The organism is Sulfitobacter pontiacus (genome assembly GCF_040790665.1).
GTDB classification, from domain to species: Bacteria; Pseudomonadota; Alphaproteobacteria; order Rhodobacterales; family Rhodobacteraceae; genus Sulfitobacter; species Sulfitobacter pontiacus.
In genome coordinates this window covers 1,764,341-1,789,981 of record NZ_CP160849.1, presented here as the reverse complement: position 1 = coordinate 1,789,981, position 25,641 = coordinate 1,764,341, and the positions used below count along the sequence as shown (strand labels likewise).

The window sequence follows — 25,641 nt, the reverse complement described above, 5'->3', positions numbered from 1 at the left end:
CGCGGCGTCATCTTAGGACACAGCCTCGTCACACCGGGCACAAACGCCCGCGTGATCGTGGGTGCCGACATCCGGCAGTACCTTCCAGCAACGTGCGCATTTTTCGCCCGAAGCTTTCTCGAACACCACGGCAACGCCGTCGGTCTCTGGCATACGGAACGCCTCTGCCGGGGCGTCATCGCCGGTGATGGCAATCTGCGAGGTGATGCAAACGTCTTCGAACGCAACGCTTTCAAGCGCCGCCCGCTGAGCGTCATCGGCAACAAACACCATAGGTGCGGCCTCAAGCGAGGCCCCGATGACCTTCTCGACCCGCTGCACTTCCAACGCCGAGGTCACAACCCGCCGCGCGGCACGCACCTTGGCCCATTTCGCTGCCAGATCGGCATCCAGCCACGCCTTAGGCGTTTCAGGGATATCCGTCAGGTGAACCGAGCTTTCGTCGCCGGGGAACCGCTCAAGCCAGACTTCTTCCATGGTGAACACCAGCACAGGGGCCAGCCATGTCGTCAGACGGTGGAACAGGATGTCCAGCACGGTGCGCGCAGCACGGCGGCGCAACGTATCGCCGTCGCAATACAGCGCATCCTTACGCACGTCGAAATAGAACGCGGACAGATCAACGGTGGCAAAGGTGAACACCGCCTGGAACACGCCTTGGAAGTCGTAGCGCGCATAGCCTTCGCGCACGATCTGATCCAACTCTGCCACACGGTGCAGCACCCAGCGTTCAAGCTCTGGCATATCTGCAGGCTCTGTCCGGTCGGCATCGGTAAAGTCCGACAGCGCGCCCAGCATATAACGCATGGTGTTGCGCAGACGGCGGTAGCTGTCGGCGGTGCCTTTCAGGATTTCCGGCCCGATCCGCTGATCCGCGGTATAATCGGTCTGCGCCACCCACAGACGCAGGATATCCGCGCCGTATTGCTGCACGACCTTTTCAGGAACGATGGTGTTGCCGATGGATTTGGACATCTTCATGCCCTTCTCATCCAGCGTGAACCCATGCGTCACCACGTTACGATAAGGCGCGCGGCCTGTGGTGCCCACGGATTGCAGCAGCGACGAATGGAACCAGCCGCGGTGCTGGTCCGTGCCTTCCATATAGACATCCGCGATACCGTCTTCCGAGCCATCCTCGCGGTCGCGCAGAACGAAGGCGTGGGTCGAACCGGAATCGAACCACACGTCCAGAATGTCGAATACTTGGGTATAGTCGTCGGGGTTCACGATGCCGCCAAGGAACCGCTCTTTCGCGCCATCTTCGTACCAGACATCCGCACCGTCAGCCTCGAACGCCTCGACGATGCGTTGGTTGACCTCGGGGTTACGCAGCAAGAAGTCTTCATCCGTTGGCAGCGCGCCATTCTTGGTAAAGCAGGTCAGCGGCACACCCCAGGCCCGTTGACGCGACAGCACCCAGTCGGGGCGCGCTTCCATCATCGAGTGCAGACGGTTGCGGCCCTTTTTGGGCACCCAGTTGACGTTGTCGATCTCGGTCAGGGCGCGTTCACGGATGGTCTTGCCGAATGTGTCCTGCCCGTCACCAACAGGCCGGTCGATCGCCGCGAACCACTGTGGCGTGTTGCGGTAGATGACCGGCGCCTTGGAGCGCCAGGAATGCGGATAGCTGTGCTTGATCTTGCCACGCGCCAGCAGCCCGCCGACCTCGACCAGCTTGTTGATCACGGCCGTGTTGGCGTCGCCTTCCTTGCCGTTGGGTTTGAGGATCTTCTTGCCGCCAAAGAACGGCAGATCGGCGCGGAAAGACCCGTCTTCGACCACGTTATAGGTGATCACCTGATCCAGCATCCCCAGACCGCGGTAGAGTTCATATTCTTCAAGACCATGCGACGGCGCACAATGGACAAAGCCCGTGCCTTCAGTGTCGGTCACGAAATCAGCGGCGCGGAAGTCGCGCAGATCGTCCCATTCGCCATTGCTGCCTTCGGCCCCCGCCAGCGGGTGCTGCAGCTTGATCTTTGCCAGCTCGTCCTGCGTCACATCCCGCAAACGGCGCACCATCGTGTCATCAAGACGCGCACGCCCGAACACATCCATCGCCATGCTGTCCGACAGCAGATAGCGATCACCGATAGTGACCCAGGATTCCTCGGGGCGGCCGGTGACTTCGTACAGACCGTAAGAGATATCTTCGCCGTAGACGACGGCCTTGTTGGACGGCATGGTCCAGGGCGTCGTGGTCCAGATCACGACGTGCGCGCCGTCAAGGCTGGCGTCATCCGTGCCAACAACCTTGAACTTCACCCAGATCGTAAAGCTTTCCTTGTCGTGGTATTCGACCTCGGCCTCGGCCAGCGCGGTCTTTTCAACCGGCGACCACATCACGGGTTTGGAGCCTTGATAGAGCGTGCCGTTCATCAGGAACTTCATGAATTCTTCGGCGATCACACGTTCCGCGTGGAAATCCATCGTCAGATAGGGATCAGCCCAGTTGCCGGTGATGCCCAGACGTTTGAATTCGTCACGCTGCACATCGACCCAGCCGGCGGCGAACTTGCGGCATTCGGCGCGGAAATCGTTGATCGGCACATCGTCCTTGTCGCGGCCCTTCTGGCGGTACTGTTCCTCGATCTTCCATTCGATGGGCAGGCCGTGGCAATCCCAACCGGGGATATAGCGCGCGTCAAAGCCCATCATCTGGTGCGACCGCACGATCATATCCTTGATCGTCTTGTTCAGCGCGTGGCCGATATGCAGGTTGCCATTCGCATAGGGCGGGCCGTCGTGCAGCGTGAAGGGCTTGCGCCCCTGCTTTTCGCGCAGGCGGTCATAGACGCCGATCTTTTCCCACCGCTCCAGCCATTCGGGTTCGCGTTTGGGCAGGCCCGCGCGCATCGGGAAATCGGTTTTTGGCAGGTTCAGCGTGGATTTATAGTCAAGCGTTTCGGGGGTGTCGGCGCACATGGCGGGCGTCCTTTGGCAACGGTATTTCGGAATGGTGAATGTTCGGATGCGGCGCGAAAAACTCAAGCACCTCTGCCCGGCGTCTCGTCAATCAGAGCGCCGGGAAAATAATTCGAATAATGATCGCGGAGTTCCGGGTCATATGCAGCCTTATAGGCCGCAGCAGATCGACCGACAAGCCCCCTCGCCCCGGCATCTATCTGCCTTTGGAAAACAGCCCCGACAGCGCGCGTTTGATGATGCTGCGCACCTTGGGGCGGCGGGGTTCAGAGAACGGCATGGGGCGACAAACCTCCATCGCGGCGACGCCAACGCGGGCCGTCAAGGCACCATTCACCAGCCCTTCGCCAAAGCGGCGCGACAGTTTGGCCAGCATCGTTCCTCCAAGGATCGGTTCCAGCATATCGTCGCCCACAGCTACGGCCCCTGTCGCCACCAGATGCGACAGCACCACCCGCGTCAGACGCCACGACCCGAAGAAGCCCGAGCGTCCGCCGTAAATCTCGGCGACGCGGCGGATCATGCGCAGGTTGCTGGTCATCGCCGCGACCACATCGGCCAGCGCCAAGGGCACCAGCGCCGTCACCGTCGCAACCTGACGGGCCGCCGCCTCGACCTCGCGGCTGGCGGCGATGTCGAGAGGGCCCAACAGCTCTGCCTCGGTCAGGGCCAGCAAGGTCTGCGCATCCAACTGATCGCCGCGCAGCTCTGCCAGACGGTCGCGGCCCCAACGGGTATCCTCGCGGCCCTGATACAGGCCGACCAGCCGGTCCGTCACAGCCCGCGCGGCTTTCAGATCATTCTGCGCCAGCGCCTCGCCCACATCGTGATGCAAACCGTCAAGCCGCGCCAAACGGCTAAACGCCGCCAATTCGCGCAAACAGAGCAACACCAGTACCAGCAGCACCGCACCAATAAGCACGGTCATCGCCATTCCCAACAGCGGATAGCTCGCCAGCAGCCCCATGATAAAGTTCCACGCGGCAATGGACACCAGCGCGCCGATGAGCGTGGTCAGCAGCCACCAGAACAGGCGCACCAGCTTTGACGGCTTGCGCGCGGCCAGCCGTGCCGCGATCTGCATCGCCTGCCCTTGCGGCGCGGGTGTCCCCACATCGGGCACCGGCGGCGCATCCGATACCGAAGGCCGCGCGGTTGTGTCTTCTTCAAGGTCAAATAGCACCGGACCCTTGGCCATCACGCTGCCCCTTTCATCCACTCAAACCGCACATCAGGCAGCCCGAAATCATTGCCTGCCCCGTCGCTGCGCGCCACCTCTATAAAGCCCGCGGCACGGTAGAACCGCGACGCACGCAGGTTCGCCTCGAAACTCCACAGCGCGAGCCGATCGCTTTGTGCCTTGGCCCCGTTCAGCAAACGCTGCGCGATTCCTTTGCCTTGGGCCTTGGGGTGCAGATACAGCCCGTGAATCTCGGCCGCACGCCGTGCCAGAAAGCCCACAACATGCCCGTCGGTCCGCGCCACCTGCACCCAGCCCACGTCGATCATATCGCCCAGAGTGCCGATCTCTTCTGCGCGGCTGTGGGCCTGAGGCAGCCAATCGTGATCTGCATTGGCGCAGGCCATCACCTCTGACAGGCGACCGGCATCCAGCACCCGCGCGGGTGCGATGGTCACATCATCACCGGTCACAGACGATCCCCGATCAAGAATTCCGCCGCGCGGTCCAGACGGATATGCGGCGGCCCGTCACCGGGGCGCAGGTTCAGCCGAGCAGGCGCAAAACGCATGATCTGATAATCCTGATCCAGCCATTTTTCCGCCCCCGCCCGCGCCGGACTTAGAAGATGGGCCGGGTCTTTGGGAAGTTCACCGGGATAGAACGCGGCCTCTTTGCCGGTATCCAGCAGGCTGCCGCGCACGACCTCTAGGGTTTCGCCGTTGTGCGTCATTGTGGCTTCGGTCGTGGCACGCAAAGACGCCAACGACATGGCCGATGTCTGAGCCCCCGCAAAGCGCGCGCGGTCGCGGGCATCCCGTGTCAGCGCCTCCATGATCGCGGTGAGGCTGGCGTGCTGACTGTGGTGCAAATGGTCTGCCTTGGTCGCGGCAAAGAGGATTTTCTCGACCCGTTTGCCGCGCAAAAGCTGCGTCAGAAATCCGTTGCGTCCGGGTTTGAAGCTGCCAAGGATATCGCTCATGGCAGCGCGCAGATCCTCGACCGCACGGGGGCCCTGATTGATCGCGCCAAGCGCATCCACCAGCACGACCTGCCGGTCAATCCGCGCAAAGTGATCGCGAAAGAACGGTTTGACCACCTGCCGCTTATACGCCTCGAACCGCCGCGCCATCTCGCGTAGCAGTGACCCGCGCGGCCCCTCGCCGCCCGGCAGGGGCGCAAAAGTCAGCACCGGCGATCCGGCCAGATCACCGGGCAGCAGGAACCGCCCCGGTGTGCAGTCGGAATAGCCATTCGCCCGTGCCGTTTGCAGATACTCGGCAAAGCTGGCGGCCAGCGCTTGGGCCACGGGTTCGTCCAACGCCGCCTCGGGGTCGATCCCCTCCACCAGCACGCGGTAGCCCGCGGCCTCTTCGCGGTTGGCGATCCGCGCCAGCACCTGCGCCGACCACGTGGCATAATCCACATCCATCAGCGCCAGATCCAGCAGCCATTCGCCGGGGTAATCCACGATATCAAGATGCACCGTGCGCGGCCCCTGAAACCCCGCAAGCAAGCCGTTTGGCCGCACCCGCAAGGACAAGCGCAGTTCCGATATGGCGCGGGTGCTGTCGGGCCAATGCGGCGTGGGCCCCGTCAGCGCGGCAAGGTGGTTTTCATATTCGAACCGCGGCACGGTATCGTCGGGCTGCGGCTGCAAGAACGCCGCCTCGATCCGCCCTTCGGAAGCCGCAAGCAGCCCCGGCATCCGCCCGCGGTCCAGCAGGTTCGCCACAAGCGAGGTGATAAACACGGTCTTGCCGGAGCGCGCCAAACCGGTCACGCCCAGACGGATCACAGGCTCGAAAAACGTCTCGGACACCCCGTCCTGCACATTTTCCACCTGCCGCCAAATGCCATCGGCAATTCTTGAGAGTACCAAAGCCCGTGCCCGCCTTCACCTGTCGTTGCGCTCTAACATAGGCACGCGGGTCAGGGATTGCCAGATGGCCACCCTCAGGGTAAACGCCCGCCATGCAACGCTATGCCCTGAAAATCGAATACCACGGCGCACCTTTTGTCGGCTGGCAACGCCAGATCGACCTTGCGTCGGTCCAAGGCGCGATAGAGGACGCTTTGGCCAAGATCGAACCGCGCGCCCATAACATCGCCGCCGCAGGGCGCACCGACGCCGGTGTCCACGCGCTGGCGCAGGTCGCCCATTGCGATATGGAACGTGACTGGACCCCGTTCCGCCTGTCCGAGGCGATCAACTATCATCTGAAACCACTGCCCATTGCGATTGTCGATTGCGTCGCGGTGGATGATGATTTTCACGCCCGCTTTTCCGCGCTCGAACGCCGGTATCTGTTTCGTGTGCTGGTACGTCGCCCTCCGGCGACACATCAGGCGGGGCTGGTCTGGCAGGTCAAGAAGCCGCTGGACATCGACCGCATGCGCGAGGCCGCGACCCATCTGATCGGCGAGCATGATTTCACCACCTTCCGCTCGACCATCTGTCAGGCGCAAACGCCGGTCAAAACGCTGGACCGTGTGGATATGACAGAGCATCCCGTCGGCGGCGGTGTCGAGGTGCAGTTCGACGTGCGCGCGCGGTCGTTCCTGCACAATCAGGTGCGCAGCATCGTGGGCACGCTTGAACGCGTCGGGGCCGGATCATTTGCGCCCGACGATGTGAAACAGATGCTCGCTGCGCGGGACCGTCAAGCCTGCGGCCCCGTCGCCCCGCCGCAGGGTCTGTATCTGTCGCATGTCACCTACGAGACAGACCCTTTCGCGCAATCGCCCCTGCGCCGCGGTTAAACCAGCGCCCTAGTCGCGCCGGATCGCGTTCCACGTCCCGTGGTGCGCGCCCGCGATATCGCCGCGTTCAAACCCATGCGCGCCGAAAAAGTCGCGCTGCGCCTGGATCAAATTCGCGGAGCCGCGTGCGGTTCGGATGCTGTCATACCACGCCAGTGACGCGCTTAGCGCGGGCATGGGCACACCCAGGCTCACCCCGGCGGCGACGGTCTTGCGCAGGCCAGCAAGGTGATCGCCCAACATATCGCGGATGGCGGGGGCGAGGATCAAGGCCCCCTCGGGCAATCCTGCGTGGAACGCATCGGCCAGATCGTCCAGCAAGGCCGACCGGATGATACAGCCCGCACGCCAGATCTCTGCAATGCGGGCCATATCCAGCTGCCAGCCAAATTCGTCAGAGGCGGCAGACAAAACGCGGAACCCCTGCGCGTGACCCAGAATGCGCGCGGCCAGCAGGGCCGATTTCATCTCTTCCTCGGTTGGCAGCGTGCCGCCGGTCACCGCATCTGGCAAGAGCGGCGCCGCCGCGACCCGCAAGTCTTTCTCGCTGGACCAGCCACGGGCACCGACGGCCGCTTCGATCGAACTGGCCGACTGGCCAAGCTTCAGCGCCTCGATCAGGGTCCAGCGGCCCGTGCCTTTCTGACCCGCCTTATCAAGGATCAGATCCACCATTGGCGTCGCGCTCTCGGCATCCACGGTTTGCAGCGCGGCGGCGGACACCTCGATCAGGTACGAGCTGAGCGGCCCTTTCTGCCAGCGTTCAAACAGCGCCCCGATCTGCGGTGCCGTTTGCCCACCGGCGTCGCGCAGCAGCCCGTAGACTTCGGCGATCATCTGCATGTCGGCATATTCGATCCCGTTGTGCACGGTTTTGACGAAATGCCCCGCCCCGTCCGGCCCCAGATGATCGACGCAAGGCGCGCCCTGAAACTTGGCCGCAATCGCGCTGAGCATGGGGCGCAGCTGGGTCCAGCTGTGATCGGTACCACCCACCATCATCGACGGGCCGTGGCGCGCGCCCTCTTCGCCGCCCGACACGCCCATGCCGACGAAATGCCGCCCCGTACCGTCAAAGGCGGCGGCGCGGCGTCGGGTGTCGTGGAAATCGGCGTTGCCGCCATCAATGATGGTGTCGCCCTCATCCAGCAGCGGCATCACCGCGTCGATCATCGCATCCATCGGAGCACCCGACGGGATCATGAACAAGATGCTGCGGGGTTGCGCGATACTGTCGACAAAATCCTCAAGCGTCGCGTGGCCCGAGAGCTGACCCGCCAGCGGTCCGGCCTCTTCCAGAAAGGGCGCGATCCAATCGGCTTCGCGGTTGCTGACCGCCACACGGAACCCCTGCTCGGCCAGATTAAGCGCCAGTGCACTGCCCATCGTCCCCAGACCATAAACGCCAATATCTGCGGTCTTTAAATCTGCGGCCATCGCGCTAAATCTCCTATAAGGTCCATCAAACAGTGGGATGCACACCGCCGCTGCACAAGGGTTTGCGGGGGTGAAATTGATTCTCGTCTCTTTTTCAGCTACGATGACCGGATAAAAGCAAGAACAACGAAGTTACAGGTTAACGTTTTAATTATGATACATGAACTCAAACGCGCGTGGGAGGGTATGATCCTCCCCATCTGGCGCCGCCCCAAACGTATTCAGGTCGCCGCATTGTGCTACCGTGAAACCCCCGAAGGTAAAGAAGTCCTGATGATCACCAGCCGTGACACCGGCCGGTGGATCGTGCCGAAAGGCTGGCCGATTGACGGACTGGACGGTGCCGGTGCCGCCCTGCGCGAAGCATGGGAAGAGGCAGGCGTGTCCAAGGCCGATATCGAGAGCGAGCCGATCGGGTATTATGACTATGACAAGGGCCTGTCCGAAGGGATGACCACGCCCGTCATCGCACAGGTATACCTAACCCGCGTCCGTCACATCGAGGATGAATACCCCGAGGTCGACCTGCGCACCCGCCGCTGGATGCCCCCAAAGGAAGCCGCCGAACTGGTGGCAGAGCCTGATTTGCGCGAAATCCTTCTGAACCTCTAGTCGCCACGCCCCGATAGCCACCCGTGCGGCCTTGCGAAACCGTTTTCACTGTGCCACGAGCGCATGGTTTTAGAAAATGAGGCAGCAATGACCGACGGACCCAAAGGCCAACAGTGGAAAACACTGGATTCTGACCTGAACCGCATCTCGCGGGTGGAACAGGCCGCGACCTATGTGGCGCGGCCTATGGTCGGATTTGGCATTGCCCTTGCCTTCATCGTATTGGCCGCGCTGGTCGCCGGTCTGTTCTTTGGCGCGCAGCCTTCCAACTATGTGGTGATCGCTGCTGCGGCCTTCGGGGCCTATATGGCGGTGAACATCGGGGCCAATGACGTTGCCAACAATATGGGCCCCGCCGTCGGGGCCAAGGCGCTGAGCATGGGCGGTGCGATCATCATCGCTGCCATTTGCGAAAGTGCCGGTGCCCTGCTGGCTGGCGGCGACGTGGTATCGACCATCTCGAAAGGGATCATCGACCCCGCGTCGGTCGCAGATTCCCAAGTGTTCATCTGGGCGATGATGGCCGCGCTGATCTCGTCGGCCCTGTGGGTCAATCTGGCCACATGGGTGGGCGCGCCGGTATCGACCACACACTCGGTCGTGGGCGGCGTCATGGGGGCCGGCATCGCGGCTGCGGGGATGGCGGCAGTCAACTGGCCTTCGATGAGCATGATCGCCCTTAGCTGGATCATCTCGCCCGTCTTGGGCGGCGCTGTCGCAGCGATGTTCCTTGCGCTGATCAAGTCGCAAATCCTCTACCAAGACGACAAGATCGCAGCTTCGCGTCGCTGGGTGCCGATCCTGATTGGCGTCATGTCCGGTGTCTTTGCTACCTATCTGGCGCTCAAGGGGCTTAAAAAGATCGTCGAGATCAACATGGGCTCGGCCCTGCTGATCGGTTTGGCCTGTGGCGTTCTGGCCTATGCCATTTCCTACCCCGTCATCCGCCGCGCGTCGATCGGGATGGAAAACCGCAACAAATCCGTCAAAGTGTTGTTCGGCCTGCCGCTGGTCTTTTCCGCAGCGCTGCTCAGCTTTGCACATGGGGCCAATGATGTCGCCAACGCGGTTGGGCCCCTCGCCGCGATCGTACACGCCACTGAATTTGGCGGGTTCGAGACCAAAGTCTCTATCCCTATGTGGGTGATGGTGATCGGGGCTTTTGGCATTTCATTCGGGCTGTTCCTTTTCGGGCCGAAACTGATCCGCATGGTGGGCAGCCAGATCACCAAGCTGAACCCGATGCGCGCCTATTGCGTCGCCCTCTCTGCGGCCATTACCGTGATCATCGCCTCGTGGCTGGGCCTGCCCGTCAGCTCTACCCATATCGCTGTGGGGGGCGTTTTTGGCGTAGGCTTCTACCGCGAATGGCATATGGAGCGCCGCCTGCGTCGCCCCGGTGCCAAAGCCGGTCAGGTCAAACGCATCGCTGTAGAGGAACGCCGCCGCCGAAAACTCGTGCGCCGGTCGCACTTCATGACCATCGTCGCGGCCTGGGTCATCACCGTCCCCGCGGCAGCAACCATGTCAGCGATGATCTTTCTGGGGCTGAACGCGCTGGTCAACTAAGCGCTGTGGCGCATGGCCTCGCCGCCTAGCGAAGGTCCGAGGGGTCCATATCGGGCAACCCCGGACCGCGCGCCTGCGCCTCTTTCACCAGATCAGAGACCCGCTGACACAGCGGCGTGGCGACGCCTTCCTGCGCCCCCATCGCGATGATCCGCCCCTGAAGCGCGTCGATCTCGGTCGGTTTACCCGCTTCCAGGTCATAGGACATCGAGGTCCGCGCCATCGGGTCAATCGTCAGCATCTTGGCCGCGACACGTGAGAACAGCGGCGTCGGCAGGCGCAGCACCCAAGGGATCAGCTGTGCGGGCAATGGCGTGGAGGATGCAGGGTGGATGCCATGGGCTTTCAACACGGCGAGCGCCTCGGCCATCTGGGCCGCCATCACACGTCGCCAGCGCCGGTCAAGCAGTTGTTCCTGCAAGGTCAGCCCTGACAGGGCGTTCAGCGCGTTGTTCAGGTTCAGCAGCAGCTTGCCCCATTGAACGCCGATGATCGCCCCCGTCCCCGTAACCTGCAATCCCGGCACAGACAGATAGCCCGCCAGTGGCATCCGGCCCGTTTCGACGAAGATATCCCCGCTGGTCGCGCGGTGATACCGCCCGTCGCCATGGGGGACGACGTTGAAAGGCACCATGCCCCCGCGTACATCATGCAGCGGCAAGGCCTCGCGCAGGATCTCGGCCGCGTCGAGGCCGTTTTGCAGGCTGACAATAGTCGACAGCGCCGGCGTGTGCTGCGCCACCAGCCGCGCGATATCGGCGGTGTCGTCGGTCTTGACCGTGACCAGCACGATTCCCGCCCCGGCAAGACAGGCAGGGTCCTGTGACAGGGTCAGGCTTGCGGCAGGCACCTGCTGGTCGAGCCCGTCAAAACCCGTCAGCCGCAGACCATGCTTGCGGATCTGCTCTGCCACGCGGGGGCGAACCAACAGCGTAACATCCCGACCGTGGGCGGCAAGCATGCCCCCCACAAAGCAGCCGATCGCCCCCGCACCCGCGACAACGATGGGCCGCCGGTCGCTCATTTCCCCAAGCACCAGCGCATGACCGACTTTTGCGCGTGCAGCCGGTTTTCAGCCTCGTCAAAAATGACCGAGCTTGGGCCGTCCATAACAGAGCTTGTCACCTCGTCGTCGCGGTGCGCGGGCAGACAGTGCATAAACAGCGCGTCAGGCTTTGCCTTGGCCATCAGCGCGTCATTCACCTGATAGCCGCGCAGCTGGTTGTGCCGACGTTCACGCGCCGATTGCGGATCATGCATCGACACCCATGTGTCTGTCACGACCAGATCCGCGCCCTCTACCGCTTTGTTCGGGTCACGCTCGGTTGTGTAGAGGCCATTCAGCGCGGCCTCGGGGTCCAGTGTCTGCGGGCCGGTAAACACAAGTTCGAAATCAAAGGCTTTGGCCGCATGGGCAAAGCTGGCAAAGACGTTGTTACCGTCACCGGACCAGACCACCTTTTTGCCCTTGATCGGGCCGCTATGCTCTTCAAAGGTCATGATATCGGCCATGATCTGGCAGGGGTGGGTGCGGTTGGTCAGCCCGTTGATCACCGGGACAGAGGCATATTCCGCCATTTCCAGCAGGGTTGCCTCTTCGAAGGTGCGGATCATGATCAGATCGACATAGCGGCTGAGCACCCGTGCCGTGTCGGCGATGGTCTCTCCGTGGCCGAGCTGCATATCTGCGCCAGAGAGCACCATCGTCTGCCCGCCCATCTGACGCACGCCCACGTCAAAGCTGACGCGCGTCCGTGTCGAGGGCTTTTCAAAGATCAGCGCGACCATGTGATCCTTGAGCGGCTGTTCATCATCCGGCGCACCACGGGGGCGGCCCAGACGGGACGATTTCATCGTGGCGGCATTGTCGATGATGCTGCGCAGGTCAGCCGGATCGGTTTGGTGAATGTCGAGAAAATGTTTCATGGGGTATTCTTTTAATTTTAGGGAGTTGGGGGGGCCAGCCCCCCGGCCCCCCGGAGTTTATAGGGCAAAATGAAGGTCAGCTGGCAGCAAGGCTGCTGGCCGCTTGATCAAGGCGGGAGACGGCCTCGGCGATGTCTTCATCGGTGATATTGAGAGGGGGCAGCAGGCGGATTACGTTATCCGCCGCCGGTACTGTGATAACCTCGTGACGGTAACCCGCAGAGACGACATCGCTGTTGGTGGCTTTGCATTTCAGCCCCAGCATCAGCCCGCTGCCGCGCACGCTTTCGAACACGTCAGGGTGGCTGGCGACCAACCCTTCGAGCTTTTGGCGCATCAGGCCGGCCTTGCGGTTCACATCGTCAAGAAAGGCGTCTGTGCCGATGATATTGACCACAGCATTGCCCACGGCACAGCCCAGCGGGTTGCCGCCATAGGTCGACCCGTGGGTGCCCGCCGTCATGCCAAAGGCCGCGTTCTCTGTAGCCAGCACTGCGCCCAGGGGGAAACCGCCGCCGATGCCTTTGGCGACCATCATGATGTCGGGGGTGACGCCGGCCCATTCATGGGCGAACATCTTGCCGGTGCGGCCCACGCCGCATTGCACCTCGTCAAAGATCAACAGCAGCCCGTGTGTGTCGCACAGCGCGCGCATCTGTTTGAGGTCAGCGTCCGGCACGGGACGGATGCCGCCTTCGCCCTGCACCGGTTCGATCATGATGGCGGCTGTGGTATCGGTGATCGCCGCGCCAAGCGCCTCCATATCGCCAAATTCGATATGTTTGAAACCGGGGAGCAGCGGGCCGAAGCCTTTGGTCATTTTCTCGGACCCTGCCGCCGCGATCCCGGCAGATGACCGCCCGTGGAACGAACCCGAGAAGGTGATGATCTCGGTTCGGTCGGACTGGCCCTTGTCGTAGAAATACTTGCGCGCCATCTTGACCGCCAGTTCGCATGCCTCGGTGCCGGAGTTGGTGAAAAACACCGTATCGGCAAAGCTGAGTGCGACCAGCCGGTCGGCCAGTTCCTGTTGCTGGGGGATCTCGTAGAGGTTCGAGGTATGCCAAAGCTGCCCCGCCTGTTCGGTCAGCGCCGCCACCAGCGCGGGGTGCGCATGGCCAAGCGCGTTCACCGCAATGCCTGCGCCCAGATCCAGAAATCGGCGGCCGTCCTGTTCAATCAACCAGGACCCTTCGCCTTTGACAAAGCTCAGGGGGGCGCGTGAATAGGTCGGCAGAACAGATGGGATCATCAGGATCATCCTTATGGGTTGGCCGCATCAAAGGCACAAAAGGCCATGTGTGACGGAGAGGGTCAATAAGATTTGAAGGGGTGCGACGCAATTTATGTCGCAAAAGATCAATGCCGTGCCCCCCGTGTCAGGGGCCGGTGTCGCCAATTAGCCTTGGCGTCGTCGCAAAGAGGATGTCGAACGGTTGATCATGCCGTTTGCATAAGCAGCTTTTCGCGGCTTGCAAAGCAAAAATTGGCGCGCGATCGCCGCAATCTGTCGCACGAACGGTGCCGGGGCTGCTTTGCTGTGGTTTTAAGGGAGCGTTTGTCCCCGCTGCCGTCCCAATCGCCCGTTCGCGCCTTGCACCCAAGCTGTCAGTGATTAGTATAGGGGCTTGAGATTTTTCCACGGCGGTCCTGAGAAGGGCCGCTTGTTAGCTAAGGACGCCAAATGTCTTGGACCGATGACCGCGTAGAGATCCTGAAGAAAATGTGGGGCGAGGGCCAATCCGCAAGCCAGATTGCAAAGGAGTTGGGCGGTGTGACCCGCAATGCCGTGATCGGCAAGGTGCATCGTCTGGGGCTGTCCAACCGGACCGCGACTGCAGCGCCCGCCGCCGCCCCTGCTGCGGCTGCCAAACCGGAAGCCAAGGCCAAGCCGGCCGCAAAACCCGCCGCAGCCGCCAAACCCAAGGCTGAACCCGCCCCCGAAGCCGCAGAGCCGGAACCGGCAGAGGCCGCGCCAGCGCCCCGTCCCAACCTGCCCGCGCGCGCCAAGATCATTCCCGCCGGTCAGCCGCTGCCGCCGCAGCCCTCCGCGAACGAGATCAGCCCGGAAGCGCTTGCCAAGGTGAGCGAGGTCGAGAAAAAGTCGAAGAAGATCGGCCTGATGGACCTGACAGAGCGGACCTGCAAATGGCCCGTCGGTGACCCTGCAACGGATGATTTCTGGTTCTGTGGTCTGCCCGTACAGCAGGGCAAGCCCTATTGCGAGGCGCACGTCGGCGTCGCCTTCCAACCGATGAGCGCGCGGCGCGACCGCCGCCGCTAAGCCGCCAGTAAGCCGCTGCGGACATCAGAGTAACGAAAGGCCAGACAGCGATGTCTGGCCTTTTTCATATCAACGCGTCGGCGCAGGGGGTGGATCATCCCTGCCCGGCTCTGCCGGATTATCACAGAACAACGCGATCTTGTTGCCTTGGGGGTCGCGCAGGTAGCTGACGTAGAAGCGCGGACCATAGGTGGCGCGAAACCCCGGCTGGCCCTCATCGCTGCCGCCCGCGGCCAGCGCTGCGGCGTGTAGCACGCGCACCTGTGCCTGGTTGGTTGCTTCGAACGCGATCATCGACCCGTTGCCAGCAGAAGCCGGCGCGCCATCAAAGGTCGGTTTGACGTAGAAATCCGGCAAGGCCACGGGCTGCCCCGCAGCCTTCGGCAACACAAAGCTCAAGCCCTCGGGACCTTCGGTCAAGGCATAGCCCAAGGCTGGCAGGAAAGCGGTATAGAAGCGTTTGGCACGTGCAAGGTCGTCTGCCCCGACAGTGACATAAGCGATCATAAGAAACCCCTACCCCGCTGCGGTCTTGCCCCGACGGTCCCCGCGCAGCTGCGCATACAGCACATGGGTCCGCCAGCGCCCGTCGATTTGCAGATAGCTTTGCGCGACGCCTTCGTATTTGAAACCGGTCTTTTCCAGCAACCCGCGCGAGGCGATGTTCTCGGGCAGGCAGGCGGCCTCGACGCGGCTAATGTCCAGGCGGGTGAAGGCGTGGTGCACCGTCGCCTCGATCGCTTCGCGCATATAGCCACGGCGGGCGAATTGTTCGCCGGTCCAATACCCCAAGGTGCCCGCCTGTGCCGGGCCGCGACGGATATTATCCAGCGTGATCGCCCCGATCAGCATGTTATCCTTGCGGCGGATCAGGAACAGCGGCAGCGCCGTCCCCGCAGAGACCGACCGGTTGGCCCAGTAGACCCGATTGGTAAACGCTTTGCGCGACAGGTGGTCCGGTGCCCAGGACGGCTCCCACGGGGTGAGGTAGGTGATGCTGTCCGACCGCAGGGTGGCCCAGGGGCGGAAGTCAGCATGCACCGGAGGGCGCAACGTCAGCCTTTCGGTTTCAATGGCAAGCTTTCGTTTCAGCAGTTGCATCAGGCAGCGCGACGCTCCTGAAGTTCTTCCAATGTGGGGGCGCCGTCTACCGGGCCATAAAGCGCCAATGCCGCAGGGGCGCTGGCGGCGATATTCTGGGCAAAGTCGCGCACGTCGCCTGTGGTGACCGCGTCGATCTGCGCGATGGTCTCTTCCAGCGGGGGGACGCGGTCCCAGATCTGGATCAGACGCGCCAGACGTTCAGCGCGGTTCGACGGGCTTTCCAGCCCCATCAGCAGGCCAGCTTTCATCTGCGCCCGCGCCCTTGCAACCTCGGCCGGGGACATGTCGGAGGCGGCGCGCTTCATCTCGTCAATGGTGATGCCCGCCAGTTCGGGCAGCTGTTCGCCGCTGGTGCCAGCATAGATCGTCATCATGCCCGTATCGGCATAGGCCCCCGCCTGCGCAAAGATCGTATAGCACAGGCCGCGGTTCTCGCGGACCTCCTGGAACAGGCGGCTCGACATGCCGCCCCCCAGGGCAGAGGCATAGATCTGCGCGACATAGATATCATCGGCGCGGTAGCCGGGCGCTTCGAACCCGAGGGCGAAATGCGCTTGCTCAAGCGGTTTCAACTGGCGCACTTCACCGCCGCTGAATTTGGCAGCATCAACGTCGAAGAGAGGCTTGGGGGGCATGTCGCCGAACAGCTGTTCAGCAAGGCGCACGATTTCGTCATGGTCCACCGCCCCAGCGGCGGCGAGGATCATCTGGTCGGGGCCGTAATGCTGACTGATAAAGCCCGACAGGTCTTCGCGGCTAAAATTCGACACGCGTTCGGACGGGCCCAGAATGGTGCGCCCGATGGGTTGGTTGGGGTATGCCTTTTCCTGCAACCAGTCAAAGATCACATCATCCGGCGTATCCAGCGCCTGACCGATCTCTTGCAGGATCACGCCGCGCTCTACCTCGATCTCGCCATTATCAAGGACGGGATTGCGCAAGATATCCGCGATCACATCCAACCCCAGCGACACGTCATTTTCCAACACGCGCACGTAATAAGCCGTCACTTCACGCGAGGTATAGGCGTTGATATAGCCGCCCACATCCTCGATCGCTTCGGCGATTTGCAACGACGTGCGCTTGGCCGTGCCCTTGAACGCCATATGCTCAAGGAAATGCGCGATACCGTTTTGCGTGGCCGTCTCATGCCGCGCGCCCGCCGAAACCCAGACCCCGATAGATGCCGATGCAAGCCCCGGCATATGCTCGGTTACGATACGAAAGCCGTTGGACAGGCGGTGTTGTTGCAAGCTCACTGAGCGATGCCCCCTTTAATTATATCCTTGAGCGCCTCAAGGTCGTTCGGCACGCGGGTCACGCGTTCTTCGCGGTCGAACAGATCGGCCATGTGGTCGGGCAGCGGCGGGCGCTGGCCTGTGGCGGCTTCGACCGCGTCGGGGAACTTGGCCGGATGCGCGGTGGCCAGCGTGATCATCGGCGTCGCCGGATCACGCAAGGCCGCCCCCACGCGCACCCCGATGGCAGAATGCGGGCACAGCAGTTCGTTTGTGTCGGCGTAGAAGGCCTTGATCGTCTCGCTGGTTTCCTCTTCGGACACGCGGCCGGATTTATAGGTGTTTTGCAGGTCGCGCAGGGCATTGTCGCCCACGTCAAACCCACCCTTCGCCAGATCGCCCATCAGCGCATTGATCGCGTCGCTGTCTTGGCCGTAGGCGAAATACAAGGCGCGTTCAAAGTTGGAGCTGACCTGAATATCCATCGACGGGCTGATAGAGGCATGAACCTCGCCCTTGTGGTAGCCGCCTGTGGTCAGGCAGCGGTGCAGGATGTCATTCTGGTTCGTCGCGACCACCAGATCGGCAATCGGCAGGCCCATTTCGCGCGCGATGTAGCCCGCGAAGATGTCGCCGAAGTTGCCCGTGGGCACGGTAAAGCTGACATTGCGGTCCAACGCGCCCATAGCGAGCCCTGCGGTGAAGTAATAGACCACCTGCGCCAGCACGCGGCCCCAGTTGATGCTATTGACTCCTGCCAGTTGCACCCCGTCACGGAAAGCGTGGTCGTTGAACATGTCTTTCAGGCGCGCCTGACAGTCGTCGAAATCACCGTCCAACGCCAGCGCGTGCACGTTGCTTTCCGATGGTGTGGTCATCTGTCGGCGCTGCACTTCGGACACGCGGCCATGGGGGAAGAGGATGAAGACATCGACGTTATCCAGCCCGCGGAAGGCTTCGATCGCGGCCGATCCGGTATCGCCCGAGGTCGCACCGACGATGGTCACCCGTTCCCCCTTGCGCGACAGCACGGCCTGGAACATGTGGCCGATCAACTGCATGGCAAAGTCTTTGAACGCCAGCGTGGGACCGTGGAACAGTTCAAGCAGGAAGTGCCCCTGTTCAAGCTGCACCAGCGGCGCGCGCACCTTGTGGTTGAAGCCCGCATAAGCCTTGGCGATCAGTGCCTTGAATTCATCGTCGCTGAATGTGTCGCCGACAAAGGGCTTCATCACACGAAAGGCGACATCCTCGTAGGACATCGTGGCCATCTCGCGCAGCTCATCGGTGCCTAGCGTCGGGATCGTTTCGGGCACATACAGGCCGCCGTCACGGGCGAGGCCGGTCAGCAGTGCCTCTTCGAACGACAAAACGGGGGCGGAACCACGGGTGGAGACATAACGCATAAGGGTCAGCTTTCGGTTTTGGGCGCGCGGCGGCGGCGCAAGAAGAACAGGCTCATCCCAAGCCAGATCGCGGCAAGAGAGAACCAAGTGATGGCATATTGCAAGTGGTCGTTGGGAATACGGGCGGTATCAACGGGCAACGGGCTGATCCCCGCTGGCTGAGGCATGCTGCTGCGCGCAACCAGAAGAACGGGGTCGGTGCCAAGCGTTTGCGCCATATCCGGCACATCGCGGGCGAACCAGATGTTGCCCTTCAGGTCGGCCTCGGGGGTGAAGCTATCGGTTTCGCGCGGCCATTGCAGATTGCCCGTCACCGTCGCGGGGCCCAAAGCGCGGGGGGCGTCCTTGTCCGTCGTCCGGACAAAGCCGCGGTCGACCATGATGCGGCGGCCATCCTCTAGCGTGAAAGGCGCGATAACGCGGTAGCCTGCGCCGACGTCTTTCTGGGACACAAGCACATGCACCTCGCCTGCGTGATAGGAACCGGTCACGGCGACGGGCAAATAGGCGTCATCCTCGGCGTTGACGGTAGGGGGCAGGTCGACGGGGGCGGCGGCGATGCGGGTGTTGATGTCGGCGATAATCGCCTCTTTCCACTCCAGCCGCTGGATCTGCCAAATGCCCAGCCAGATCAGGATAGCAGCCCCGCCAAGGCCGACAATCAGCAGGAATAGCGTACGACGCATAAAGCTCTCTTGAGGTTGGCACCCGTGGACGGGTGGCGGCAATGCAAAGGCGCGCAAGGTCCCCCTCGCGCGCCTGTTGCTTTTAGTGATTGCGGCCCGGTTTGCAAGCCGACTGCGGGCTTAGATGCCCCACATGTAGACGGCGAAGAAGAGGAACAGCCAGACCACATCAACAAAGTGCCAGTACCAGGCAGCGGCTTCGAAGCCGACGTGCTGCTCTTGGGTAAAGTGGCCTTTCATCGCGCGGAACAGGCAGACCGCAAGGAAAATCGTACCGATCACAACGTGGAAACCGTGGAAGCCTGTCGCCATGAAGAAGCTGGAGAAGAACAGGTCGCCGCCGAAGGTCCAGTCGTCATGGGCCAGCAGTTCATAGTATTCATAGGCCTGGAACGCGGTGAACAGCATGCCCAGAACGATCGCGATGGACAGGCCGGCGATCAGGTCTTTGCGGTTGTTTTCATGTACCAGCGCGTGGTGTGCCCATGTGACAGCGCAGCCCGACAGCAGCAGGATCAGCGTGTTGATCAGCGGCAGGTGGAAGGCGTCAACGGGAATGATATCCGGCTGCACATATGTGGAGCCCGGGAATTCATCCATCGGGTACAGGGCTTCTTTGAAGAAGGTCCAGAACCACGCCACAAAGAACATCACTTCGGACATGATGAACAGGATGAAGCCATAGCGCAGACCGATGCGCACGACGTTGGTGTGATCGCCGACGTGGCTTTCAGCAACAACCTCGGACCACCATCCGAACATGCAGTACAGAACGGCAACCAGACCACCCAAGAAGACGAAGGGGGTTACATCGTGCATCCAGAAGACACCACCAACCAGCATGACACAGCCGGCGATGGAGCTGAGCAATGGCCATGTGGACGGCGGCAGAATGTGATAGTCATGGTTCTTTTCATGGGCCATTGGTTCAGTCCCTCACCTTTTTCTTAATTCAGGTTTGTCTCGCTGTCCTGATCGGGGGCTTCATAGTCCTCGGGCAGGTCAATTTCATAGAACGTATAAGACAGTGTGATCGTATGTACATACTTGGCATCACGGTCTTCGACGATTTCGGGGTCAACAAAGAAGCTGACGGGCATTTGAACACGCTCACCGGGGGCGAGCACCTGTTCAGTAAAGCAGAAACATTCGATCTTTTCAAAGAAGGCCCCGGCGGCATAGGGCGTCACGTTGTAGGACGCTTGCCCCGCGACGGGGTGATCGGTTGGGTTATAGGCCTCGTAGAACGCCAGCCCGGTCTCGCCGATGCGCAGTTCCATCTCGTTGACGACGGGTTTGAATTCCCACGGCATATCTTCGTTCAAGCTGCCGTCGAAACGCACCTTGATCGTCTGATCCAGCACCTCGCCCTCGGCCCCCGCGACCTGCCCCGGCGTCCCGCCAAAGCCGGTGACGCGGCAGAACCAATCGTAGAACGGTACCGATGCCCAAGCCAGCCCCCCCATCAGGATGACGACAGAGACGGTTTGCACCACAGTCTTTGCGGGTCCGGACAGGGCCATCAGTTGCTCTCCTGTGTTTGAAGCTCACCACCGGGCAGATCGTTGAAATCGATGTTGGTGATTTTGACAAAGGTCAGCGCCATGACCAGCACGACGAAGGCGGCCAGCAGCAGACCGACGCCAAGGTTGCGCCCGCGGCGGCGTGTGTGAATCTCGTGTTCAGCGCGAATACCCATTACCAGCCTCCCAAACCGTAGCCCCGCAGGGTGGCCTCAAGCAGAATGGCACCGAAGTGCAAAAAGAGATACCATAGCGACAGGCGGAAGAACTTGCGTTCAACGCGGAAATCATCGGCTTCGCTGTCGTCTTCATCACGTTGCCAGATGCGGAAGGCCCCGATCAGGAACAACAGGTTCAGCACGCCCGCGGTCGCCAGATAGATTGGCCCGCCGATCGAGGTGAAGCCGGTGCCGACCGCCAGAATGACCAGCAAAACAGTATAGGCCAGAATGTGACGACGGGTGGAGCGGCGGCCGTGGGTCACGGTCAGCATCGGCACCTTCGCGTCGTCATAGTCATTGCGCATGAACAGCGCCAAGGCCCAGAAGTGCGGCGGGGTCCACATGAAGATCAGCGCGAACATCAGCCATGCCTCGACCGAGAAGCTGCCGGTGGCGATGATCCAGCCGATCACGGGCGGGAACGCCCCCGCAGCACCGCCGATGACGATGTTCTGCGGCGTCGCACGCTTAAGCCACATGGAATAGAAAACGGCGTAGAAGAGGATCGTGAACAGCAGCATACCCGCGGCCAGCAGGTTGGCCGCCAGCCCCAGCATGACGACAGACATGCCCGACAGCGCCACACCGATCGCCAGCGCTTCGCCCGGCTGGACGCGCCCCGACGGGATCGGGCGGCCTTGGGTCCGGCGCATGATCGCGTCGATGTCAGCGTCCCACCACATGTTCAGCGCGCCCGAGGCCCCTGCCCCGATGGCGACAAACAAGATCGAGGCAAAGCCGATCACGGGGTGCACAGACTCGGGCGCTGCGAGCATGCCAACAAGTGCGGTAAATACCACCAACTGCATGACGCGCGGCTTCATCAGGGCGAAATAATCGCCGAACTGCGCCTCATACTCGCCCGCAGGTGTCGTGCTGGTATCTGTCATGCGATCTCTCATACAAAAGGAACCCGGGGCGCGCCTCGCGCACCCCGCATCAGCAATTGTGCCTTACTTGGACGCAACGGTCAGAGTCTGCGGGATGCCCGCATACTCTTCTTTCGCGTTGCCAAGCCACTGGGCATAGGCCTCTTCCGAGACGACTTTCACAGTGATCGGCATATAGGCGTGGGCGTTGCCGCACAGTTCGGAACACTGACCAAAGTACACGCCTTCTTTCTCGGCGGTGAACCATGTTTCCGCCAGACGGCCGGGCACGGCGTCCTGTTTCACACCAAAGGCGGGCATCGCCCAGGAGTGGATCACGTCGGAACCGGTGACCTGAACAACGATGGTCTGACCGACAGGGATCACAACGGCGGTATCGGTCGCCAGCAGGAACTGCTGTTCGGTATAGCCGGCCGCTTCAAGCTGCGCGATAACTTCGGGTGTTTTGCGGTTTTCGCCGCCAACAGCCGGTGCACCGATCATATAGCTGTCAAAGCCAAAGCCCTCGTCGACATATTCATAGGACCAGTACCACTGGTTGCCGGTCGCTTTGATGGTCAGGTCGGCCTGCGGGATTTCCTGCTGACGGAACAGGATCGGCAGCGAATAGGCCCCGATCAGCACCAGAATCACGATCGGTGCGACTGTCCAGAGGATTTCAACCGGCGTGTGGTGTGTGAAGGATGCGGCAACGGGGTTGCGCTTGCGGTTATAGCGGATCGCCACCCAAAGGATCAGACCGGTCACGAAGATGGTGATCAAGGTGATGATGATCAGGATCAGGTGGTCCAGATCGTGGATGTCTTGCGCGACGCGGGTCACGGCTGGCTGAAAGCCCATCTTGCCGTCTACCGGCTCACCAATGATTTCCAGCCCGTCGATGCGAAGGTTTTCCTGCGCCATTGCTGGCACGGCGGAAAAAGCGGCCATGAGACCCGAAAAAGAGAGAAGATGTTTCATATGTCGTCCTGATCTTGTGACCATTGATAAGCGAATCCCAGCAGCACCCCGCAATTGGAGGCAGCTGTCCCGTTGTAATCTGTACGCTTACAATCATATTCTAACTTCAAGATAAAGACTTCTGCTTGCGTCAAACGGACGCGAAGCGATTTTTATGACACGATTCAGGGAACATTTTTATGAGCCAGCCGCCTTTCAACCCCTTTGAGGCGCAGCTTGACCGTGACGCCGCGCTGTCCATCCTGCGCGACGCTGTGGCAGGTGCCGACGACGGGGAACTGTTTTTCGAACGCCGGCGGTCTGAAGGGTTGGTGTTTGACGACGGGCGGCTGAAAACGGCCAGCTACGATGCCTCCGAAGGCTTTGGCTTGCGGGCGGTGCGGGGCGATGTCTCTGGCTACGCCCACTCGACCGAGATCACCGAAGCCGCCCTGCGCCGCGCAAGCGAAACCGCACGGCTGGCCGTGGGTGCGGGGGGCGGCACATGGGCGGATGCGCCAGCCGCGACCAATCAAAAGCTCTATACCGACGAAGATCCGATCGCGGGCGCGGCCTTTCCCGTCAAGGTCGACACCCTGCGCGAGATCGACGATTTCGCTCGCAGCCTTGACGCGCGAGTCGTGCAGGTTTCTGCCTCTATCTCTGCCTCTATCCAGGAGGTCGAGATTCTGCGCCCCGAAGGCACCTCTGTCCGCGATGTGCGCCCGATGACGCGGGTGAACGTGTCGGTCATCGTCGAACAGGATGGCCGCCGCGAAAGCGGGACCGCCGGTGGTGGCGGGCGTATCGGGCTGGACGGGCTGCTGGACCCCGCCGACTGGCAGGCCAAAACGCGCGAAGCCCTGCGCATCGCCTGCGTCAACCTGCGTGCCGTGCCCGCGCCTGCGGGCGTCATGGATGTTGTGCTTGGCCCCGGCTGGCCCGGCATCCTGCTGCACGAGGCCATCGGTCACGGATTGGAAGGGGATTTCAACCGCAAGGGCTCAAGCGCCTTTGCCGGCCTCATGGGCCAACGCATCGCCGCCAAAGGCGTGACGGTGCTGGATGATGGCACCCTCCCCGACCGGCGCGGGTCTATCTCTGTTGATGACGAGGGCACGCCCTCGGCCAAGAATGTGCTGATCGAGGACGGTGTGCTGGTAGGCTATATGCAGGACCGGCAGAACGCCCGGCTGATGGGCGTGGCCCCAACCGGCAATGGCCGCCGCGAATCCTATGCCCACACCCCGATGCCGCGCATGACCAACACCTATATGCTGGGCGGCGACGTGGCCCCCGGTGATATCGTCGCGGACCTCAAGGACGGCATCTATGCGGTCGGTTTTGGCGGCGGGCAGGTGGATATCACCAACGGCAAATTCGTTTTCTCCTGCACCGAAGCCTACCGTGTGCGCAATGGCGTGGTCGGCGACCCCGTCAAAGGGGCCACGCTGATCGGAGACGGGGCCACAGCGCTGCAACAGATCCGCGCCATCGGCAATGATCCCACGCTGGATCCGGGCATGGGCAACTGCGGCAAGGCGGGCCAATGGGTGCCCGTGGGCGTTGGACAGCCCACATTGATGATCGGCGGCCTGACCGTCGGCGGTGCCGCTGCCGCCTAAGTGAAAACGGATTACCGGAATGCACTTAGGTGCTCCGGTGATCCGATACCGGATCGCACACCGAAGAAGATTAGTAGTTCGGATTAAACCTTTGCCGTTCACGTTTCGTTAAGCAGCTTTGCCTAAAGCTGGTGAGGCAACGGACGGAGACGCGGGATGACTGACAGGAACAACACTCCTTCCTCTTCCACGCCCCCCTTGGTCCCACCCACCCTGGAAGACGACAGCTTTGCGCGGCTTCGTCTGTTGCGCTCGCGCCGTGTCGGCGTTGTCACCTATTACCGCATGCTGCGCGACTACGGCACCGCGCGTACCGCGCTTGAGGCGTTGCCCGACGTCGCCCGCGCCGCAGGTGTGAAAGACTATCGCATCTGCCCCGAGAATGTCGTCCATGCAGAGCTGCGCGCGGCAAAGGCCGCGAACGCGCGCTTGATTGCCCATGATTGCGCAGCCTACCCCCCGCCTCTGGCAGAGCTTGACGACGCCCCCCCGTTTCTATGGGCAATCGGAGATATCGAGCTGCTGCACCGCCCCTTGGTGTCGATTGTGGGCGCGCGAAACGCCTCATCGCTCGGGACGCGCATGGCCCGCGCCTTGGCATCCGGTTTGGGTGAGGCGGGGTTTACGGTCGTCTCGGGATTGGCGCGGGGGATTGATGCCGCGGCACATCTGCCCACGCTCGACACTGGCACAATCGCGGTGCAAGCGGGGGGCGTCGATGTGATCTATCCGGTAGAGAATACGACGCTTGCCCAAGACATCGCGGCCCAAGGGCTGCGCATTTCGGAACAACCGATGGGGCTGCAACCGATGGCGCGGCATTTCCCCAGCCGCAACAGGATCATCGCAGGGCTAAGCCGCGCAACGGTCGTGGTCGAAGCGGCGGCGAAATCCGGCAGCCTGATTACCGCCCGTGACGCGCTGGATCAGGGGCGAGAGGTGCTTGCCGTGCCCGGCCATCCCTTCGATGCCCGTGCCGCGGGCTGCAACATGCTGATCCGTGACGGGGCGGCGCTGGTACGCAATGCCGCAGATGTGATTGATCAACTGGGGCCGGCAAAGGCTGCCGCCGCCAGCCCGCCCATTTCCACAGCAGCCGCCCCCGCGCCCCAGCGCGACATTGCAGCGCTGCACACCGATATATTGTCACGCCTTGGCCCCAGCCCCGTTGCCGAAGACCAGCTGCTGCGCGATCTGGCGGTCGCACCGGGGATCGCCACGCCTGTTCTGGTCGAGCTTGAGCTGAACGGGCATATCCTGCGCCACGCAGGCGGGCTGGTATCCCGCGCGGACTGAGCGTGACGCGGCCG

The 25,641-nt window shown here is 62.1% G+C and carries 24 protein-coding genes; 6 read left to right on the top strand and 18 right to left on the bottom strand.

Annotated features, from left to right (window positions below):
* Positions 1-12 precede the first annotated feature (12 nt).
* From ileS to AB1495_RS08745, 4 genes are all read right to left on the bottom strand, one after another.
* The gene (gene ileS / locus AB1495_RS08760) at positions 13-2,928 is read right to left on the bottom strand and encodes an isoleucine--tRNA ligase (RefSeq protein ID WP_074635806.1); all 2,916 of its coding nucleotides are present in this window, start codon (positions 2,926-2,928) and stop codon (positions 13-15) included.
* Between the two features lie 196 nt (positions 2,929-3,124).
* Positions 3,125-4,126, bottom strand: a complete 1,002-nt coding sequence (locus tag AB1495_RS08755; protein ID WP_074635807.1) for a YcjF family protein — start codon at positions 4,124-4,126, stop codon at positions 3,125-3,127.
* On the bottom strand, positions 4,126-4,581 hold the full coding sequence (locus tag AB1495_RS08750; RefSeq protein ID WP_074635809.1) for a GNAT family N-acetyltransferase: 456 nt from the start codon (positions 4,579-4,581) through the stop codon (positions 4,126-4,128). Before AB1495_RS08750 ends, AB1495_RS08755 begins: the two co-directional genes overlap by 1 nt.
* Entirely contained in the window at positions 4,578-5,990 is a 1,413-nt protein-coding gene (locus AB1495_RS08745) for a YcjX family protein (RefSeq protein WP_167543138.1), read from the bottom strand. The genes AB1495_RS08750 and AB1495_RS08745 overlap by 4 nt, the downstream gene beginning before the upstream one ends.
* Positions 5,991-6,082: 92 nt before the next feature.
* Here AB1495_RS08745 and truA point away from each other — a divergent pair, with 92 nt between their 5' ends.
* The gene (truA, locus tag AB1495_RS08740) at positions 6,083-6,871 is read left to right on the top strand and encodes a tRNA pseudouridine(38-40) synthase TruA (RefSeq protein ID WP_074635813.1); all 789 of its coding nucleotides are present in this window, start codon (positions 6,083-6,085) and stop codon (positions 6,869-6,871) included.
* A gap of 9 nt (positions 6,872-6,880) precedes the next feature.
* Here the strand turns inward: truA and gndA are convergent, their stop codons facing one another.
* Positions 6,881-8,308 (bottom strand): NADP-dependent phosphogluconate dehydrogenase, encoded by a 1,428-nt coding sequence (gene gndA / locus AB1495_RS08735; RefSeq protein ID WP_074635815.1) that lies wholly within the window; start codon positions 8,306-8,308, stop codon positions 6,881-6,883.
* Between the two features lie 153 nt (positions 8,309-8,461).
* On the opposite strand from gndA, the gene AB1495_RS08730 reads away from it, so the two are divergent.
* Both AB1495_RS08730 and AB1495_RS08725 read left to right on the top strand, forming a co-directional pair.
* Positions 8,462-8,920 (top strand): NUDIX hydrolase, encoded by a 459-nt coding sequence (locus AB1495_RS08730; protein ID WP_009826145.1) that lies wholly within the window; start codon positions 8,462-8,464, stop codon positions 8,918-8,920.
* A gap of 87 nt (positions 8,921-9,007) precedes the next feature.
* Complete coding sequence (locus tag AB1495_RS08725; RefSeq protein WP_074635817.1) at positions 9,008-10,489, top strand: inorganic phosphate transporter; 1,482 nt, start codon at positions 9,008-9,010, stop codon at positions 10,487-10,489.
* 25 nt (positions 10,490-10,514) lie between these two features.
* Here the strand turns inward: AB1495_RS08725 and AB1495_RS08720 are convergent, their stop codons facing one another.
* The 3 genes from AB1495_RS08720 to AB1495_RS08710 form a co-directional block, all read right to left on the bottom strand.
* Positions 10,515-11,513, bottom strand: coding sequence for a 2-dehydropantoate 2-reductase (locus AB1495_RS08720; protein WP_074635819.1), 999 nt, complete (start codon positions 11,511-11,513; stop codon positions 10,515-10,517).
* Positions 11,510-12,415, bottom strand: a complete 906-nt coding sequence (argF, locus tag AB1495_RS08715; RefSeq protein WP_009826142.1) for an ornithine carbamoyltransferase — start codon at positions 12,413-12,415, stop codon at positions 11,510-11,512. Before argF ends, AB1495_RS08720 begins: the two co-directional genes overlap by 4 nt.
* A gap of 76 nt (positions 12,416-12,491) precedes the next feature.
* Complete coding sequence (locus AB1495_RS08710) at positions 12,492-13,667, bottom strand: aspartate aminotransferase family protein (RefSeq protein WP_074635821.1); 1,176 nt, start codon at positions 13,665-13,667, stop codon at positions 12,492-12,494.
* A gap of 432 nt (positions 13,668-14,099) precedes the next feature.
* Here AB1495_RS08710 and AB1495_RS08705 point away from each other — a divergent pair, with 432 nt between their 5' ends.
* On the top strand, positions 14,100-14,699 hold the full coding sequence (locus AB1495_RS08705; RefSeq protein WP_005851702.1) for a GcrA family cell cycle regulator: 600 nt from the start codon (positions 14,100-14,102) through the stop codon (positions 14,697-14,699).
* 69 nt (positions 14,700-14,768) lie between these two features.
* On the opposite strand, the gene AB1495_RS08700 is transcribed toward AB1495_RS08705, so the two are convergent.
* The 10 genes from AB1495_RS08700 to coxB all read right to left on the bottom strand — a co-directional run bounded on the left by AB1495_RS08700 (position 14,769) and on the right by coxB (position 22,727).
* Entirely contained in the window at positions 14,769-15,206 is a 438-nt protein-coding gene (locus AB1495_RS08700; RefSeq protein ID WP_074635823.1) for a VOC family protein, read from the bottom strand.
* 9 nt (positions 15,207-15,215) lie between these two features.
* A complete protein-coding gene (locus AB1495_RS08695; protein WP_005851700.1) occupies positions 15,216-15,800 on the bottom strand; it encodes a GNAT family N-acetyltransferase in 585 nt (194 codons plus the stop codon).
* The gene (locus tag AB1495_RS08690) at positions 15,800-17,062 is read right to left on the bottom strand and encodes a pitrilysin family protein (RefSeq protein ID WP_005851699.1); all 1,263 of its coding nucleotides are present in this window, start codon (positions 17,060-17,062) and stop codon (positions 15,800-15,802) included. Before AB1495_RS08690 ends, AB1495_RS08695 begins: the two co-directional genes overlap by 1 nt.
* Positions 17,059-18,447 carry a threonine synthase gene (gene thrC / locus AB1495_RS08685; protein ID WP_074635825.1) on the bottom strand — a complete coding sequence of 463 codons (1,389 nt, stop codon included), beginning with the start codon at positions 18,445-18,447 and terminating at the stop codon, positions 17,059-17,061. Before thrC ends, AB1495_RS08690 begins: the two co-directional genes overlap by 4 nt.
* A 5-nt stretch (positions 18,448-18,452) precedes the next feature.
* Positions 18,453-19,133 carry an SURF1 family protein gene (locus AB1495_RS08680; RefSeq protein ID WP_074635827.1) on the bottom strand — a complete coding sequence of 227 codons (681 nt, stop codon included), beginning with the start codon at positions 19,131-19,133 and terminating at the stop codon, positions 18,453-18,455.
* A gap of 120 nt (positions 19,134-19,253) precedes the next feature.
* A complete protein-coding gene (locus tag AB1495_RS08675; RefSeq protein WP_005851694.1) occupies positions 19,254-20,057 on the bottom strand; it encodes a cytochrome c oxidase subunit 3 in 804 nt (267 codons plus the stop codon).
* 23 nt (positions 20,058-20,080) lie between these two features.
* Positions 20,081-20,656: a cytochrome c oxidase assembly protein gene (locus tag AB1495_RS08670; RefSeq protein WP_074635829.1), complete on the bottom strand. Its 576-nt coding sequence runs from the start codon at positions 20,654-20,656 to the stop codon at positions 20,081-20,083.
* Entirely contained in the window at positions 20,656-20,832 is a 177-nt protein-coding gene (locus AB1495_RS08665) for a hypothetical protein (RefSeq protein ID WP_005851690.1), read from the bottom strand. The genes AB1495_RS08670 and AB1495_RS08665 overlap by 1 nt, the downstream gene beginning before the upstream one ends.
* Positions 20,832-21,767 (bottom strand): heme o synthase, encoded by a 936-nt coding sequence (cyoE, locus tag AB1495_RS08660; protein ID WP_005851689.1) that lies wholly within the window; start codon positions 21,765-21,767, stop codon positions 20,832-20,834. The genes AB1495_RS08665 and cyoE overlap by 1 nt, the downstream gene beginning before the upstream one ends.
* A 63-nt stretch (positions 21,768-21,830) precedes the next feature.
* Positions 21,831-22,727 carry a cytochrome c oxidase subunit II gene (gene coxB, locus AB1495_RS08655; RefSeq protein ID WP_037965074.1) on the bottom strand — a complete coding sequence of 299 codons (897 nt, stop codon included), beginning with the start codon at positions 22,725-22,727 and terminating at the stop codon, positions 21,831-21,833.
* 179 nt (positions 22,728-22,906) lie between these two features.
* Between coxB and tldD the strand changes: the two genes are divergently transcribed.
* Both tldD and dprA read left to right on the top strand, forming a co-directional pair.
* On the top strand, positions 22,907-24,331 hold the full coding sequence (tldD, locus tag AB1495_RS08650) for a metalloprotease TldD (protein ID WP_074635831.1): 1,425 nt from the start codon (positions 22,907-22,909) through the stop codon (positions 24,329-24,331).
* 156 nt (positions 24,332-24,487) lie between these two features.
* Positions 24,488-25,627, top strand: a complete 1,140-nt coding sequence (gene dprA, locus AB1495_RS08645; protein WP_074635833.1) for a DNA-processing protein DprA — start codon at positions 24,488-24,490, stop codon at positions 25,625-25,627.
* Positions 25,628-25,641: the final 14 nt, after the last annotated feature.

What these genes read in the sequence shown, in the direction of transcription:
- AB1495_RS08710 (WP_074635821.1), bottom strand. Translation starts at nt 13,667, where the DNA reads ATGATCCCATCTGTTCTGCCGACCTATTCACGCGCCCCCCTGAGCTTT.
- argF (WP_009826142.1), bottom strand. Translation starts at nt 12,415, where the DNA reads ATGAAACATTTTCTCGACATTCACCAAACCGATCCGGCTGACCTGCGC.
- AB1495_RS08680 (WP_074635827.1), bottom strand. Translation starts at nt 19,133, where the DNA reads ATGCGTCGTACGCTATTCCTGCTGATTGTCGGCCTTGGCGGGGCTGCT.
- tldD (WP_074635831.1), top strand. Translation starts at nt 22,907, where the DNA reads ATGAGCCAGCCGCCTTTCAACCCCTTTGAGGCGCAGCTTGACCGTGAC.
- coxB (WP_037965074.1), bottom strand. Translation starts at nt 22,727, where the DNA reads ATGAAACATCTTCTCTCTTTTTCGGGTCTCATGGCCGCTTTTTCCGCC.
- AB1495_RS08665 (WP_005851690.1), bottom strand. Translation starts at nt 20,832, where the DNA reads ATGGGTATTCGCGCTGAACACGAGATTCACACACGCCGCCGCGGGCGC.
- AB1495_RS08705 (WP_005851702.1), top strand. Translation starts at nt 14,100, where the DNA reads ATGTCTTGGACCGATGACCGCGTAGAGATCCTGAAGAAAATGTGGGGC.
- ileS (WP_074635806.1), bottom strand. Translation starts at nt 2,928, where the DNA reads ATGTGCGCCGACACCCCCGAAACGCTTGACTATAAATCCACGCTGAAC.
- truA (WP_074635813.1), top strand. Translation starts at nt 6,083, where the DNA reads ATGCAACGCTATGCCCTGAAAATCGAATACCACGGCGCACCTTTTGTC.
- AB1495_RS08755 (WP_074635807.1), bottom strand. Translation starts at nt 4,126, where the DNA reads ATGGCCAAGGGTCCGGTGCTATTTGACCTTGAAGAAGACACAACCGCG.
- thrC (WP_074635825.1), bottom strand. Translation starts at nt 18,447, where the DNA reads ATGCGTTATGTCTCCACCCGTGGTTCCGCCCCCGTTTTGTCGTTCGAA.
- AB1495_RS08730 (WP_009826145.1), top strand. Translation starts at nt 8,462, where the DNA reads ATGATACATGAACTCAAACGCGCGTGGGAGGGTATGATCCTCCCCATC.
- gndA (WP_074635815.1), bottom strand. Translation starts at nt 8,308, where the DNA reads ATGGCCGCAGATTTAAAGACCGCAGATATTGGCGTTTATGGTCTGGGG.
- AB1495_RS08670 (WP_074635829.1), bottom strand. Translation starts at nt 20,656, where the DNA reads ATGGCCCTGTCCGGACCCGCAAAGACTGTGGTGCAAACCGTCTCTGTC.
- AB1495_RS08700 (WP_074635823.1), bottom strand. Translation starts at nt 15,206, where the DNA reads ATGATCGCTTATGTCACTGTCGGGGCAGACGACCTTGCACGTGCCAAA.
- dprA (WP_074635833.1), top strand. Translation starts at nt 24,488, where the DNA reads ATGACTGACAGGAACAACACTCCTTCCTCTTCCACGCCCCCCTTGGTC.
- AB1495_RS08720 (WP_074635819.1), bottom strand. Translation starts at nt 11,513, where the DNA reads ATGAGCGACCGGCGGCCCATCGTTGTCGCGGGTGCGGGGGCGATCGGC.
- AB1495_RS08675 (WP_005851694.1), bottom strand. Translation starts at nt 20,057, where the DNA reads ATGGCCCATGAAAAGAACCATGACTATCACATTCTGCCGCCGTCCACA.
- AB1495_RS08725 (WP_074635817.1), top strand. Translation starts at nt 9,008, where the DNA reads ATGACCGACGGACCCAAAGGCCAACAGTGGAAAACACTGGATTCTGAC.
- AB1495_RS08695 (WP_005851700.1), bottom strand. Translation starts at nt 15,800, where the DNA reads ATGCAACTGCTGAAACGAAAGCTTGCCATTGAAACCGAAAGGCTGACG.
- cyoE (WP_005851689.1), bottom strand. Translation starts at nt 21,767, where the DNA reads ATGACAGATACCAGCACGACACCTGCGGGCGAGTATGAGGCGCAGTTC.